The organism is Rheinheimera nanhaiensis E407-8 (assembly GCF_000296695.1).
GTDB lineage: Bacteria > Pseudomonadota > Gammaproteobacteria > Enterobacterales > Alteromonadaceae > Alishewanella > Alishewanella nanhaiensis.
Genome location: NZ_BAFK01000009.1, coordinates 155,005 through 169,910 on the forward strand (window position 1 = coordinate 155,005; position 14,906 = coordinate 169,910).

At 48.2% G+C, this 14,906-nt stretch carries 14 protein-coding genes and 1 tRNA gene; 6 read left to right on the forward strand and 9 right to left on the reverse strand.

Going from position 1 to position 14,906, the window contains the following annotated elements; genetic code table 11:
• Positions 1–57: 57 nt before the first annotated feature.
• The 4 genes from RNAN_RS09600 to pepA all read right to left on the reverse strand — a co-directional run bounded on the left by RNAN_RS09600 (position 58) and on the right by pepA (position 6,715).
• Positions 58–1,530 (reverse strand): Na+/H+ antiporter NhaC family protein, encoded by a 1,473-nt coding sequence (locus tag RNAN_RS09600; protein ID WP_008221226.1) that lies wholly within the window; start codon positions 1,528–1,530, stop codon positions 58–60.
• A 332-nt stretch (positions 1,531–1,862) separates the two neighbouring features.
• Complete coding sequence (locus tag RNAN_RS09605; protein ID WP_008221228.1) at positions 1,863–4,733, reverse strand: valine--tRNA ligase; 2,871 nt, start codon at positions 4,731–4,733, stop codon at positions 1,863–1,865.
• A gap of 15 nt (positions 4,734–4,748) precedes the next feature.
• Positions 4,749–5,207: a DNA polymerase III subunit chi gene (locus tag RNAN_RS09610; protein ID WP_008221229.1), complete on the reverse strand. Its 459-nt coding sequence runs from the start codon at positions 5,205–5,207 to the stop codon at positions 4,749–4,751.
• The gene (gene pepA / locus RNAN_RS09615; RefSeq protein ID WP_008221231.1) at positions 5,207–6,715 is read right to left on the reverse strand and encodes a leucyl aminopeptidase; all 1,509 of its coding nucleotides are present in this window, start codon (positions 6,713–6,715) and stop codon (positions 5,207–5,209) included. The genes RNAN_RS09610 and pepA overlap by 1 nt, the downstream gene beginning before the upstream one ends.
• Before the next feature lie 183 nt (positions 6,716–6,898).
• On the opposite strand from pepA, the gene lptF reads away from it, so the two are divergent.
• On the forward strand, positions 6,899–8,008 hold the full coding sequence (gene lptF / locus RNAN_RS09620) for an LPS export ABC transporter permease LptF (RefSeq protein WP_008221233.1): 1,110 nt from the start codon (positions 6,899–6,901) through the stop codon (positions 8,006–8,008).
• 1 nt (position 8,009) lies between these two features.
• A complete protein-coding gene (gene lptG, locus RNAN_RS09625; RefSeq protein ID WP_008221235.1) occupies positions 8,010–9,077 on the forward strand; it encodes an LPS export ABC transporter permease LptG in 1,068 nt (355 codons plus the stop codon).
• Between the two features lie 29 nt (positions 9,078–9,106).
• On the opposite strand, the gene RNAN_RS09630 is transcribed toward lptG, so the two are convergent.
• Positions 9,107–9,604: an RDD family protein gene (locus tag RNAN_RS09630; protein ID WP_008221237.1), complete on the reverse strand. Its 498-nt coding sequence runs from the start codon at positions 9,602–9,604 to the stop codon at positions 9,107–9,109.
• A gap of 338 nt (positions 9,605–9,942) precedes the next feature.
• Here RNAN_RS09630 and RNAN_RS09635 point away from each other — a divergent pair.
• The 4 genes from RNAN_RS09635 (at position 9,943) to RNAN_RS09650 (ending at position 12,939) form a co-directional block, all read left to right on the forward strand.
• A tRNA-Leu gene (locus RNAN_RS09635) sits at positions 9,943–10,029 on the forward strand.
• A 106-nt stretch (positions 10,030–10,135) separates the two neighbouring features.
• Complete coding sequence (locus tag RNAN_RS09640) at positions 10,136–10,615, forward strand: DUF6932 family protein (RefSeq protein WP_040551950.1); 480 nt, start codon at positions 10,136–10,138, stop codon at positions 10,613–10,615.
• On the forward strand, positions 10,612–11,859 hold the full coding sequence (locus RNAN_RS09645) for an XRE family transcriptional regulator (protein WP_008221239.1): 1,248 nt from the start codon (positions 10,612–10,614) through the stop codon (positions 11,857–11,859). The genes RNAN_RS09640 and RNAN_RS09645 overlap by 4 nt, the downstream gene beginning before the upstream one ends.
• 9 nt (positions 11,860–11,868) lie before the next feature.
• Positions 11,869–12,939: a beta family protein gene (locus RNAN_RS09650; protein ID WP_008221241.1), complete on the forward strand. Its 1,071-nt coding sequence runs from the start codon at positions 11,869–11,871 to the stop codon at positions 12,937–12,939.
• On the opposite strand, the gene RNAN_RS18930 is transcribed toward RNAN_RS09650, so the two are convergent.
• The 4 genes from RNAN_RS18930 to RNAN_RS09665 all read right to left on the reverse strand — a co-directional run.
• Entirely contained in the window at positions 12,890–13,483 is a 594-nt protein-coding gene (locus RNAN_RS18930) for a sce7726 family protein (protein WP_081502284.1), read from the reverse strand. The genes RNAN_RS09650 and RNAN_RS18930 overlap by 50 nt on opposite strands.
• 324 nt (positions 13,484–13,807) lie before the next feature.
• Positions 13,808–14,071: a helix-turn-helix domain-containing protein gene (locus RNAN_RS09655; RefSeq protein ID WP_052027278.1), complete on the reverse strand. Its 264-nt coding sequence runs from the start codon at positions 14,069–14,071 to the stop codon at positions 13,808–13,810.
• Positions 14,071–14,478, reverse strand: coding sequence for a DUF2787 family protein (locus RNAN_RS09660; protein WP_008221244.1), 408 nt, complete (start codon positions 14,476–14,478; stop codon positions 14,071–14,073). The genes RNAN_RS09655 and RNAN_RS09660 overlap by 1 nt, the downstream gene beginning before the upstream one ends.
• A gap of 28 nt (positions 14,479–14,506) precedes the next feature.
• A partial coding sequence (locus RNAN_RS09665; RefSeq protein ID WP_040551951.1) for a JAB domain-containing protein occupies positions 14,507–14,906 on the reverse strand: 400 nt, incomplete at its 5' end.

Consider the following 14,906-nt stretch of genomic DNA (forward strand, 5'->3'; position numbering starts at 1 on the left):
AGAAATAAAGCAAAGGCGCCATTAACAGCGCCTTTGCTGGTTGCTGGTTAGGCTGGCTTATGCCAAGGCCAAAAAGCCAAAGAAAGCTAATACCGCTGCCATAAAGGCATATGGAAATTGTGTTAGCGCATGGCTCATCAGGTTACAGCCTGAGCCTTGTGCGGCCAATACCGTGGAGTCACTGTAAAAACAGGCCTGGCTACCGAACGAGCTGGCCGATAACAGTGCACCAATCACCAGTGGAATATTGGCTTCTACCGCAAACGCCAGGGGCATTACGATAGGGATAGACACCGCGAAAATCCCCCAGGAAGAACCAGTAGCGAACGCCAGTATTGCCATAGAGAAAAACACCAGTGCCGGCAGTAACTGCGCACTCATATAAGGGGCGAGGTTATCAATAATGTACTGAGGTAAGCCGAGTTGGTCGCAGACATCTTTAAATACAAAGGCAGCAATAACAGTACAAATCGCCGGTAACATCGTTTTAAAGCCATGGATCATCTGGTCCATCATTTCAGTGATCGTCATCAGGCGCTGCACTAAGTAAAGTGGCAACGTGATCAGGAAGGTCATCAATAACCCTTTCCATACGTCAATTTCAAACCAGATAGTGAAACCGACCAACATGATCATTGGCAGCAGGAAATTATGCAGTCTGCCGCTGTTTTTATTGGCTTGTTCAAACTCTTCTTCAAAAGCCTGCACGGCAAAATCATCGGCGGAATGGGTATCCTGCGCTGTGGTAGCAGAATTAGGGGCGTCAATTGCAGCAACAGTCGCTTGTTGTGCTGCCAGTTCGGCTTTTTTCATTGGTCCAATTAAAGGCACCACGCCTAAAATCACCAGTATTACCATGATCATCGCCAACCAGGCATAAAGCATATAGGGGATGGCCGAAATGTAGGTGGTAATACCACTGGCATCACCCGCTGGGGCAACATCGTTGGCTACCAACAAACCGCCAAAGAATACCGCCCAGGTGGAAATAGGAATAAGCACGCAAATGGGGGCGGCAGTAGAGTCGACCACGTAGGCCAGCATTTCGCGTGACACTTTGTATTTGTCGGTAATGCGTTTCATGGTTTCACCCACGGTAAGCGCATTTAAGTAGTCATCGACAAAAATGACTATGCCCAAAAAGCAGGTCATCAGCAGCGATGATTTGCGGCCTTTCGCTACATTTTGCGCTGCACGACCAAAGGCAAAGGCACCGCCGGTATGCACCAACAATGCGATTAACGAACCAAAACCGCCACAGACCAGAATTAACCAACCAATAGTTTCGTCTTGCATCACGCGCAATGAGGTTTCGGCCATATTGCTTAATGCGCCTGCAGGAGACAGTAGCAGTAAGCCGGCTATCGCACCCATTACTAACGCTAAAATGGGCCTTTTCAGCCAAATTGCGATAGCCAGTACCACTACAGGTGGAATTAAACTGATGGCTGATGGGGTAATAGCGGCCGCTTCGGCCGCCGTGGCAACAGGTTCGGCGAGACTCTCGACCAGGGTATCTGCTGACATCATTTATTTTTCTCTGTAAAAAAATCCGGCAGGCCGGATAAAAATTAAGTGAACCGTTGCAGCAGATAACCCAACTCAACGGAGCGGTTCCTTGCTTTATCAGCCGTGCTGCGCAAAATAAGGGTGCGCTAAACACCAGACTTTACTGCATAAATAGGCAGTGCAAGCGTATAGTCAGCCAGTTGCCGAAATACCGCGCAATCATAGCAAAAATTTCGCGTTCTACAACTGCGATCTTTATGCTGCTGCGGGGCAAAACGGCGCGGATAGCAGGAATCGTGGTGATAAAAAAACCGGGTTGTAACGCCCGGTTTTTCGTAGCCGTTTAACTAAGCTTACAGTGCGGCGATTTCAGCTTGCTGTGCCTGCAGTTTTGCTACTGCCTGCTCCAGTTCGGCCTGTTTGGCGCGCTCTTTTTCCAGCACCGCTTCCGGCGCTTTGGCGACAAAGCCTTCGTTGGCCAGTTTGCCGGCAACCCGTGATAGCTCTTGCTGGGTTTTCTCCAGCTGCTTGGCGATACGGCTAAGCTCGGCGTCTTTGTCAATTAAGCCGGCCATTGGGATCAATAAATCCATGCTGCCGATAAGCTGAGCCGCGCTGGCCGGGGCTTGCTCGCCTGCCGCCAGTACTTTAATACTGTCCAGCTTAGCCAGGTTCATCAGGAAGCTTTCGTTTTCAGTTAAACGGCGCTGCTCGTCGCTGCCCAGGTTGCGCAGCAGTATGCTAAGCGGCTTGCTGGGCGCGATATTCATTTCACCGCGTACGTTACGTATCGCGGTAATGACCGCCTTTAACCATTCCAGATCGGCAGTGGCAGTCTCATCGATAAGACCGGTGTCCACTTGCGGGTATGGCTGCAGCATAATGCTATCAGCAGCGCTGTTATTAACCACAGGGCCCGCCAGTGGTTTAACCGATTGCCAGATGGTTTCGGTAATAAACGGCATTATCGGGTGCATAAGGCGCAGTAAGCTTTCCAGCACTGTCACCAGCGTATGGCGGGTGGCGCGCTGCTGCGCATCGTTGCCTTTAAACAGCACCGGCTTGGTCAGCTCTAAATACCAGTCACAGAATTGGTTCCAGGTAAATTCGTACAGCGTATTGGCCGCCATATCAAAACGGTAGCTGTCGATATACTGCCGCACCTGTTTTACCGTGTGCTGGTACTGCGCCAGTATCCATTTATCGGCCAGTGATAACTGCATGTCGCCACCATTAAAGCCGCAATCCTGACCTTCAGTGTTCATCAGCACATAACGGCTGGCGTTCCACAGTTTATTGCAGAAGTTACGGTAACCCTCTAAGCGTTTCATATCCCAGTTAATATCACGGCCGGTTGAGGCCAGTGCCGCCAGGGTAAAACGCAGGGCGTCGGTGCCGCTGGCGGTAATACCGTCCGGGAATTGTTTTTCGGTGGCCTTGGCGATTTTTTCCGCCAGCTGTGGCTGCATCAGGTTACTGGTACGTTTGGCCAGCAAATCGGCCAGGCTGATGCCGTCTATCATATCCAGCGGATCGATTACATTGCCCTTGGACTTACTCATCTTATCGCCGTTTTCATCGCGGATAAGGCCGGTAACATACACCGTTTTAAACGGTACCTGCGGCTTGCCGTCTTTATCTTTAATAAAGTGCATCGTCATCATGATCATCCGGGCTACCCAGAAGAAAATAATATCAAAACCGGTTACCAGCACATCGGTCGGGTGGAAGGTGCGCAGGGCGTCGGTATCTTCCGGCCAGCCCAGTGTAGAGAAGGTCCACAGCGCCGAGCTGAACCAGGTGTCCAGCACATCGTTATCTTGTTTTAGCTCGATGTGGTCGGCTAACTGATGCTTCGCCCGTACTTCCGCTTCCGAGCGGCCAACATAGACGTTGCCGTTATTGTCGTACCAGGCTGGAATACGGTGGCCCCACCACAGCTGACGTGAAATACACCAGTCCTGAATGTCGCGCATCCAGCTGTAGTACATGTTCTCGTACTGTTTGGGCACAAATTCGATCTGGCCGCTTTCTACCGCTTCGGTGGCGGTTTTCGCCAGCGGTGCTACACGCACATACCACTGGTCTGTTAGCAATGGCTCTATTACCACGCCACTTCTGTCGCCATAAGGCAGGGTGTTGTTGTGATCTTCTACCTTATCCAGCAGGCCGGCGGCATCAAAAGCGGCGACAATGGCTTTACGGGCGGCGTAGCGGTCCAGGCCGGCAAATTCAGCCGGTATGGCGGCGCTCTGGTTCGGGTTAACTGCACCGTTGGTAAAGAAGCACTCACCTTCGCTACGAATAGTGGCATCCGGTGTCAGCACGTTGATCATCGGCAGCTGATGGCGCTTGCCCACTTCGTAGTCGTTAAAATCATGTGCCGGGGTAATTTTGACGCAGCCGGTGCCTTTTTCCATGTCGGCATGCTCATCGCCAACAATGGGAATACGCCGGTTTACCAGTGGTAGCATGATCTCTTTGCCAATCAGTGCTTTATAGCGATCATCTTCCGGGTTAACGGCTACGCCGGTATCGCCCAGCATGGTTTCCGGCCGCGTGGTGGCGACCACTAAATAGCTTTTGCCATCAGCTGTGGTCGCACCATCGGCCAATGGGTAGCGCAGGTGCCACATCTGGCCTTTCTGCTCTTTGTTTTCTACTTCTAAATCCGAAATGGCGGTGTGCAGTTTCGGATCCCAGTTTACCAGGCGCTTGCCACGGTAAATTAAGTCGTCCTCGTACAGCCTTACAAATACTTCCTGCACCGCATTGGACAAGCCGTCGTCCATGGTAAAGCGCTCGCGCTCCCAGTCTACCGAGTTACCTAAACGGCGCATTTGCGAGGTGATGGTGCCGCCCGATTCAGCCTTCCACTGCCAGACTTTTTCAATAAAGGCATCACGGCCCAACTGATGGCGGCCGGGCTGGCCCTCAGCGGCTAGTTTGCGCTCTACCACCATCTGGGTAGCAATGCCGGCGTGGTCAGTACCAACCTGCCACAGGGTGTTTTTGCCTTGCATGCGCTGATAGCGGGTAAGCGCGTCCATAATGGTTTGCTGAAAAGCGTGGCCCATGTGCAGGCTGCCGGTAACATTTGGCGGTGGGATCATAATGCAGTAGCTACCCAGGCGCTCATCGCCACTGGGTTTAAAGTAGCCTTTGGCTTCCCAGGCGTTATACATTGCCTGCTCAATTTCACTGGGGTTAAACGTCTTTTCCATGATATTACCTGTTACTCAGCCAGCTTTAATGGTGTCGGGGTTTAGGCCCAGCTGGCGATACTGTTTAAAACGTGCCCGTGCCAGCGCCTTGTCGTGCTCGGCAACGGGTACAAATTCAATAATTTGGCTAAAGCGGTTGGCAAAGGCCGGTACGGTGTCGGTCAGGTTAATTAATACCTGCCGGTTTTGCCGTGGCGGCTGCCAGCTTATTTCTACCGGTGCACCGTATTTGGGCCCTTCACCGGCCAGGTTGTGCGGTACAAAACGCTCGGCATCAAATTGCCATAGCAGCTCGTCAAACGCCTCGGCCTGCTGTTGGCTGGCAGTATAAACGAAAACCCGTTGCCTGGCGCGGTACAAGTCGGCACACAGCTGGCAGGCTAAAGCAAAATGAGCTGGCGTGGTGCTCAGCTCATTTTGGGGCGCCGCTACGTCTGCTTGCGGGGGGCTTAGCAGATAAAAGCTAACTTGCATTAATGATCCTGCTGCTGACCAACCCGGTTAATTAAAAACTGGGTCAGTAGCGGTACCGGCCGGCCGGTAGCACCTTTGTCTTTGCCGCCACTGCGCCAGGCCGTACCGGCAATATCCAGATGCGCCCAGTTATATTTACGGGTAAAGCGCGACAGGAAACAGGCGGCGGTAATGGTGCCGGCAGCGCGGCCGCCCAGGTTGCTAAAGTCGGCAAAGGGGCTTTCCAGCTGCTCCTGATAATCATCCCACAGCGGCAGGCGCCAGGCGCGGTCGCCACTTTGCTCGGAGGCATTTAAAATCTCGTGCGCCAGCGGGTTGTGGTTGCTCATTAAGCCGGTAGCATGCTTACCCAGTGCAATCACACAGGCACCGGTTAAGGTGGCAACGTCTATAACTAATTCCGGGTCAAACCGCTCAACATAGGTTAAGGCATCGCACAGTACCAGCCGGCCTTCAGCGTCGGTGTTCAGCACTTCTACCGTCTGGCCTGACATGGTGGTTAAAATATCGCCCGGCCGGTAGGCGTTAGCATCGGGCATATTCTCCGCCGCGGCTAACACCGCCACCAGGTTTACCGGCAGGTTTAGGTTCACCACCGCATGCATAGTACCCAGCACCGAGGCGGCACCACACATGTCGTATTTCATCTCGTCCATACCTTCGCCCGGCTTTAAGCTGATGCCGCCAGAGTCGAAGGTTAAGCCTTTACCCACTAACACTACGGGTGCGCTGTCATTGCCGGCACCTTTGTAGTGGATAACCGCCATCCTGGGGCCGTTTACCGAGCCACGGCCCACTGCCAGGTAAGAATGCATACCCAGTTTGTGCATCTCGTCCGGGCCCAGTACCTCAACAGAGACTTTGTCGCTGTGCTGCGTTAACAACTGCGCCTGTTCGGCCAGATACTGTGGCGTACAGATATTCGGCGGCATATTGCCAACGTCTTTACACTGCTTAATACCGGCGGCAATAGCCAGGCCATGCTCAACCGCTTTTTCGCCAATGGTCAGGTCACGGCGGGTCGGCACATTAAACACGATTTTGCGCAGTGGCCGGCGGGTTTCATCTTTTTTACTTTTTAGCCGGTCAAATACGTACAGACAGTCTTGGGTCGTTTCTACTGCATGGCGTACCTTCCAGTAGGTGTCGCGGCCTTTCACGTGCAGCTCGGATAAAAAGCACACCGCTTCCATTGAGCCGGTTTCGTTTAAGGTGCTGATGGTTTTTGCGATGATCTGGCGGTACTGGCGCTCGTCTAATTCGCGCTCTTTACCACAGCCAACTAATAATACGCGCTCGCTCAGTACGTTAGGCACATGGTGCAACAGCAACATCTGGCCTGGCTTACCTTCTAAATCACCCCGGCGCAGCAGGTTGCTGATATAACCTTCACTGATTTTATCCAGTTGTTCTGCCACGGCGGAAAGGCGGCGTGGTTCGTACACCCCGACAACAATGCATGCACTGCGTTGTTTTTCCGGACTTCCGCTTTTTACGCTGAACTCCATACTAACTCCTGATTCTAAGAGACTGTGCTAGGATAACGGGCACATTATTGGCTAAATTCTACCGTGAATTTATAAAAAAGCTCGGTTTTCTGCGCCGTTTGGTCGATAATAATTGCTATAAATATCAAGTTTACTGAAAAATCGCCAGGGTTCCAGCAAAAAGGCAGGTTTTTAGGGGGCGTTTTGATTATTTTTCGTTACCTGTTAGCTGAGGTGTTTAAATCGCAGCTGGCGGTATTTCTCATTCTGATGACCATTATTGTCAGCCAGCGCTTTGTGAAAATTCTGGCCGATGCCTCTGAAGGCGAACTGCCTGGTCAGTTGGTTATGAGTATTGTCGCGTTAAAGTTACCGCAGCTGGCGGTGATTATTTTGCCATTAAGTGCCTTTATCGGCATTTTGGTGGCTTATGGCCGTATTTACGCTGACAGCGAAATGACAGTGCTGCACGCCACTGGTGTCAGCGAATGGTATGTCACCCGTATTACCCTGGTATTGTCGTTGCTGATGGCGATTCTCGCTGGCAGTGTTACCCTGTATTTAAGCCCCTGGGCGACCGAGCAGGAATACCGCCTGCTGGAAAAGGCCGATGCTAATGCCGGCTTATTGTCGATGGTGCCGGGGCGTTTTCAGCATACGTCGAATGAAAAAGCAGTGATTTTTGTCCATGAAGTGGGCCGCGGCGACAACAGTGGCCGCTTGGAGCGGGTGTTTGTGGCGCAAAGTGGCGCCAGTGACGAACCTGCTGGCCATGCCATAGTATATGCGCAAAGCGGCAGTGTCAGTGAAGATGCCAGTGGCGCGCAAATTCTGCAATTAGAGCAAGGCCGGCGCTATACCGGCAGTGTCAGTTCGCCAGCGTTTGAAGTGACTGAATTTGAGCGCTACCAGATGCAGATCCGCGAGCAGGAAGTAGAGCAGCGCCGGCGCAAGTTAGGCAGTGTAGCTACCACTGAACTGCTGCAAAACCCGACCAGTGAGGCTATTGCCGAATGGCACTGGCGTATTGCTATTCCGCTGTCTATTCCACTGCTTACCTTGATTGCTGTGCCACTTAGCCGGGTGAACCCGCGCCAGGGCAAGTTTGGCCGCCTGCTGCCGGCACTGCTGTTATATCTGGGGTATTACTCGCTGCTGATTATCGCCCGCTCGGCACTGGAAGATGGCAAAATTCCGCCTGCGCTGGGTATGTGGTGGCTACATGGCTGCGCCTTATTGCTGGGTACCGTGTTGATTTTACGTAGCCGCAGTGGCGCGCAGCGGTTCCAGGCCTGGCTGGCAGGTAGAAGTTAACATGCTGAAAATTCTTGATATCTATATAGGCCGCACCATTTTAAGCACCACCTTGCTCACGCTCAGTGTGCTGCTGGCTATCTCGGCCATGTTTAAATTTATCGATCAGATGCGCTCTATCGGCCGCGGTTATTACGATATGGTGCACGCGGCGCTGTTTACCTTGTACAGCGTGCCGGGTGACTTAGTCACCTTTTTCCCGATGGCGGCGCTGATAGGCGGCTTAATCGGCTTGGGGATGCTGGCCAGCAGCAGTGAGCTGGTAGTGATGCAAGCGGCGGGGATGTCGCGGGGGAATATTATTAACTCGGTGATGAAAACGGCGGTGCTGCTGATGCTGCTGGTGATGGCGATTGCCGAATGGGGTGCGCCGGTCAGTGACAGAGCCGCGCGCGAGCTGCGTACCAAGGCGATTTCAGATGGCAGCCTGTTTGCCGCCCAGCAGGGCGTGTGGGCCAAAGATGGCGATCAGTTCGTTAATATCCGTAAAGTAGATGATTTTGGTAACCTGCAGGATGTGGTGATTTATCAGTTTGATGATCAGCTGCAATTGGTGTCGCTGCTCAGTGCCGCAACGGCAGTTTATCAGCAGGACGCCTGGCAGCTGCAGCAGGTTACGCGTTTGGCCTTTACGCCAGAGCGGATTGAAAAACAACAATGGCCAAGCCAAAGCTGGCGCTCGTCATTAACGCCAGACAAACTGGGCGTGGTGACGATAAAGCCTGAAATGCTGTCATTACAGGGGCTTACCGATTATATGGATTATCTGGCGCAAAACTCGCAGGACGCCAGCCGCTACGAGCTGGCGTTCTGGCGTAAAGCCTTGCAGCCGCTCACCATTATTGCCATGTTATTAATGGCGCTGTCGTTTATTTTCGGCCCGCTGCGCAGTGTTACCATGGCGGCCAGAGTGTTAATGGGCATACTGACCGGCTTTGCCTTTTATATGAGTAACGAGGTGTTTGGCCCGGTAGCCCTGGTGTATCAGCTACCACCACTGGCTGGCGCTTTGCTGCCCAGCCTGCTGTTTATCGGTTTGTCGCTATACTTTATGCGAAAAAAGGTCTAGCCGTTGTCAGTATGGCGATTCCGCCCGTATTAACGGGCGGCTCTGTGCAGGTTTAATTGCTTGCTTTGCTCTTTAGTCAGCACCACGACCTGGGTACCACTTAACTGATCTTGCAGTGCCAGCCCTTTACCCCAACGCAACCACAGCCACAGGTTACCCAGCCCAAGCAGCGCAGTAACGGCGCGCAAGGCAGCCTGCTTAAGGCTTATTGCGCTGCCGTCTTGCTGCACCAGCAACATGCGCCAGGCGCGCATGCCCAGCGTTTGGCCGCCTTTATACCAAAAGTACAAATAAAACCAAAAAAAGCAGCCTACCGAATACAGCTGAAACCAGATTTTATGCTGGGTAGTAAAGTCGGCGTAGTCGGTGTAACCCGCCAACGAAATCAGCCCTAGTTGGTTTAGCAGCGCCACTGCCGCCATGGCAATGCCCATCGCCAGCATCCACAGCGCAGCTAAAATCAGCCAGTCATACAACAACGCCGCTAAACGGCGCACTAACCCGGCACGGGGTGCATCAGCAAACATAGTGTTATCCGAAGTAAAAAAACGGCGCAAGTGTAGCACGCAGCAAGGCTTTTTCGAAGCTGTTGATATTTTGCGCAACTAACGGCGAATGGCAGAAATTCGCTTGCGCAACGCTAATCGCATCGTATAATGCAGGCGTTTACCTCAAAATATCCCTCAGTGCCTGGGTGGCGAAATCGGTAGACGCAGCGGATTCAAAATGCAACGCGTCTTCGCAAAAGGTAGACTTAACTCTTTGAATAGTTTAGAGTTAAAGAAATAAGAGCTCGTAAAAAAGCTTGTAAAGTTTTGTAAAGGTCTGTAGCTACACTAGATACAGATAAAAAAGTCCTCTCAATGCCTGGGTGGCGAAATTGGTAGACGCAGTGGATTCAAAATCCACCGTTGGCGACAACGTGCCGGTTCGAGTCCGGCCCTAGGCACCAAATACTGCATATAATTATAAAAAAATGAATTGATTTGTTCATTTCTGTTCCTTTTTTAATTGATAAATGATTTACTGGTTAATATCGTTAAGTATCAATTAAGAAGATGATTCCAAAGCTTTTACCACTTCCTGGCGTTCCATGGTGTGTATTACCTCCTGGAATACATTTTTCCTCGATGAATGAGGTAAAAACTGTATTTGCTCATAATCCTCATCGGCGAAGGCTTTTCGATGGTTTTTATGCCGCTGCAAATGCATTGGCCAAAGCAGGGTGCAAAACCATCTATCTAGATGGCAGTTTTGTTACAGAGAAAGATTTACCTTCGGATTATGATGGATGCTGGGATACCGCAGGTGTAGACTTAAAACTGTTAGATCCTGTGCTTATTACCTTTGATAATTCAAGAGAAGCTCAGAAAGCAAAATATTATGGTGAAATTTTTCCGGCGCACCTAAATGCTGGATTAGGTTTATCTTTTATTAATTTTTTTCAGGTAGAAAAAATATCTGGGTCTCGCAAAGGTATAATCGCAATCGATTTGACTAAGGAACCTTTTCTAGACGACTCAGGGGGAAGCTTATGATCTATAACGACCAGCAGCTTCGGGTTACTAGTGGTCAACTCGTCGAGTTAAAAAAAAGCCTAGAATCCATTGAGGCGTCTAGCTCTGCGGATGTTTTTACTCAAATTCAACTCTCTGCGATAAGTAGTCAAATCTATGATTTGCAAAAGCAAATTGATGATTATAATTCTCTTCTAACTTCTGGTCCGCTTAAAGTGAATTGTTCCGATTTGAGCGAGCTACCTTTTGTTTTGGTAAAATGTAGAATCGCGAACTTTATCTCACAAAAGGAATTGGCTGAACGAGTTGGTCTGTCCGAGTTAGATATTATCCGATTTGAAAACTCTAAATATTCTGGCGTAGATCAGAATACTCTCATGGATATTTCAAAAATCGTCGGCGTTACAATCAGCGACCAGGTATTGACATCAGCTTCTCAAAAAGGAATTAGCTTCAACAAAAAACCATTTGACTGGTCTCTATTTCCGATTAAAGAAATGGCAAAGCGCGGATGGATTTCGTTAAAAGGTAACGTATCCCCAGAAAAACAGCTTCAAGAGTTTTTCTTTAGTTGCGGGGGAAGCAATTTTTTAGCTGCCTTACATAAGAAACAAATCCATGGTGGTAATAATCCAAATAGGTATGCGTTAATCGCTTGGCAGGCTAGGGTTCTTCAAAAAGCGAAGTTGAAGGTTGATAGCTATGAAATCGGCAAGTTTTCACTTGATGATTCGTGGATAAATGAGCTTATAAAATTATCTGTTAAGGATGATGCTCCACTTCTTGTTCAACAGCTTTTAGCTAAACATGGGATTATTCTTGTAGTGGAACCCCATTTACAAGGTACTTACTTAGATGGTGCGGCTATGTTGTTTCAAGACAAGCATCCTGTAATCGCGCTTACTCTCAGGCATGACCGACTAGATAATTTTTGGTTTGCTTTAATGCATGAACTTGGTCACGTTTTTCTGCATCTCTACACTTCAATGTTTACAGAATTTTTTGATGAGGAAGATCAGGAAGTTGGCGATAGATTTGAAATTGAGGCAAATGATTATGCGTTGGAAAACACTATTTCAAAAGAAAAATGGGACTCCTGTTTATCTAGATTTTATATAAACGAGGAAACAGTGCTCGCAGATGCTACAAATCTTGGCATTCATCCAAGCATAGTTGCTGGAAGAATTAGAAAAGAACTAACTAATTATTCCATTTTGAGTAGTTTAGTTGGACAAGGAAAGGTTAGGTTATATTTTGGAATTTAAGGATCTCTTTTGAAGAGTTATACCCCAATACTTAAATGGCGGCAGGGTGAATATCAGGCTTTGTTTAAGCTTGATGATTCTATCAAAAACAAAATTAAGCCTATCTTCGTGATACCTCCAATCGAATACGATTTTGAAGAGCAACGGCCAAAAAAGACAATACAAGAGCATATACAAACTGTTCCAAAGCGCTATATTGCTAAGTGGCGAAACCGAACGTCTTTTATTGAGTTACATGAAAGCCTGATTGATCAACACATGAATGATGGCAGGTCTGTAATTAATTTTATTATTTCCGAATTAAACAAAGACGGAATATTTGCTACGCCTGTAGTAAAAATTCAACATCCTAAGTTTTATCTAGATGAAATAGCCGGCTTAATCATGGGAAATGATGCTGGTCTGGCAATACGAGTATATTTTAATGAGCTTATGAATGCATCGGTAAACCTTAGCCTGAAAAGTATTATGAATGCATTCGGTAAGGGATGTGAAAAGGTTGATCTTATAATTGATCTAGGCTCCCCAGAAAATTTTGAACCATATAATATTTTTGCTAAAGCCATTTCAACCGCAGTTAAGAAAATTAGTGATATTCCATACTTCAAATCTTTCACTATAGTAAGTCACTCGCTGAACCTGAGTACTGTAAAGCCTCCTGGAGGCTCATTGATCCGTCATGAATGGGAATTGTATAAGTGTCTTACTCATGAATTAAAAAATATAAGAGTACCGAATTACAGTGATTTTACAATTGAAACCCCAGATTTTATAAGCCAAGACATGCGTCTTCTGAAACCAGCTGGGAAAGTTGTTTATACAACAGACCGTACTTGGGAGGTTGTTAAAGGGAAGCAATTCCGAGGTAATGAAGTTCAAATGATTTCTCATTGTAAATCAATAGCCAACGCTAATTATTATTATGGAAAACTTTACTCAGTCGGAGACAAAAAAATATACGATACTGCTTTCAACGGAAGTTCAACTGGCACTTTAGGAACATGGAAAGATGTTGGTATAAATCATCATATTACAGTGGTTGTGAATCAACTCGCCAAGACTCTCTTTGGGAAAATTTGATCTTTACAGTTTCAACTAATTGTTTAATTGGGATTAATTTTACTATTTCGCCATAAAGAGTTTTTTTATTTTTTTTCAGGTGGTTATCATTTAATCCCCTTTCTATTAGGATTTCGATAGCTTCCTTCTTCCACAATAAGTGAGCGATAGACATCGTTTCAACATTGGGGTTTATAGTAGGTTTGCGGATTACTCTAAAATTAATTGCCCCACGGCTACCTCTTGAAGCTTCAATTATTCCGCACCAGGCTGGAGCAATCTCCTCTACTCCTGGCAGATGATTACTTGCTGTTACAATGGTTAGTTTTTGAAGGCTTCTTTCATACTCGTTTAGCTGGGTTGGTAATCTTGCCAGAGTGTCTTTAGAACTCTTTATTTCAAAACCATGCAAACAACCGTTAAGTACTGCTATGTCTATTCGATTTTTACCATGTGAAAGGCCCAGCTCATCAATGACTAAAGTTGATGAACTCTTGTGGTACTTTCTTAGTACTTTTCTGTGTAACGCTTGACGAATCTCAACGTCAGATGTTGGCAATTCCAAGGTAACCTCGTGGCATTTTGGGTTATTCTATCAAAACCGGCTTATGGAGTTAATATCAATTATTCGTTCTTCCTTTGTACACCCCACGACCTTTTCTCCAACTCAGCTAGGTTTATCAGAGAATTTTCAAGCTGAGTTCTGAAGGTCGAATTGATCAGAAATTCGATGTATCTAAAGTATGCTACAGATTCTGTGCTGTCGGACAGGAGTTTTACTGACGAGCATTAGTTGGAGAAGAGTGTTATGAGTTAATTCTGAAAGTTTAGTACTCCGATTATGCTTGCTTGGTAATCAAGCAAGCACTTTGCTGATTAAACAATTAAATTACAGTTTGTGTATTTGATTTATCGATGAGCGATAATCAATACCTAGCCACTGACAGAGCTCCAAAAACTCCAGTATATCCAGCCCACGCATACCCTGCTCAATCTTGCCAAAGTAACTATGCGGCTTGCCGCTGATCGCTGCCAAGTCGCGCATTGTAAGTCCCTTAGCCTTTCGCTGCTCCCGTAACCAATTACCGATAGCAAGGCGTTTTGGGCTGGATTTTAGATGGGCTTCACCCCGTTTAGGTTTGTATGCTTCCATTAGCTTACCTCCACCTCAAAAACCCCCATATCCAGCCAGTAAGATAAAAAATTATCTTCCCACATCGGGTAAATTTCTCTGGCGGTTTCGATAGGGTAGTAGCCGGTCATATCCTGAAAGGTGCCAGCGATAAACTCAAAGTCCAAAGACTTCACCAGCTCTGCGCAATCGCCTATACCGGCATAACAGAAGTCGGTGATGTAACAGATGTCATAACGACCACTGGTGCCGGTAAGTAGTATTTCAACCGGGTGGTAGCCGCCTGCTTCTGCACTGTATTTCGGGTCCCGAAAGTTCACGCAGACAAATTCTGCTAATGGCTCTCTGTGTGGCTCGATGGCTTTAATCAGTGCATCGATAAATCGCTTTGTAACAGGCAAAGCTAAGCCCTCGTACTGAATACGCATAATGTTTACTCCTGAATAGATAGGGTGTTTACTTAAAAATATGCTCGTGGGTTTGTCGCATGCTGGTGTGTTGGTTAAGGCCAATAATCACATGGTCCAGCACGGTGATATTTAAGATGTTGCCAATCTCGATGACCCGCTCGGTAAAGCGCACATCGGCCTGGCTCGGTTCACTTAACCCCGATGGATGGTTGTGAATAAGAATGACTGCCTTTAGGTTTAAAATGACTGCCGTGCGCAGTAGCTCAACTGGCCTTGTGCTGATTGCATCGGCGGTGCCTTTTGCCACCACTTCAAAGCAGTTCACTTCGTGCTGCGCGGTGAGGTTCACCACGATAAACACTTCTTTGGTTTCATGCTTTAGGTAGTCAAAAAGCTTGCCGATGACTTCGGGGCTGTTGGCTGTTTTACCGGTAATGTCACAGTCC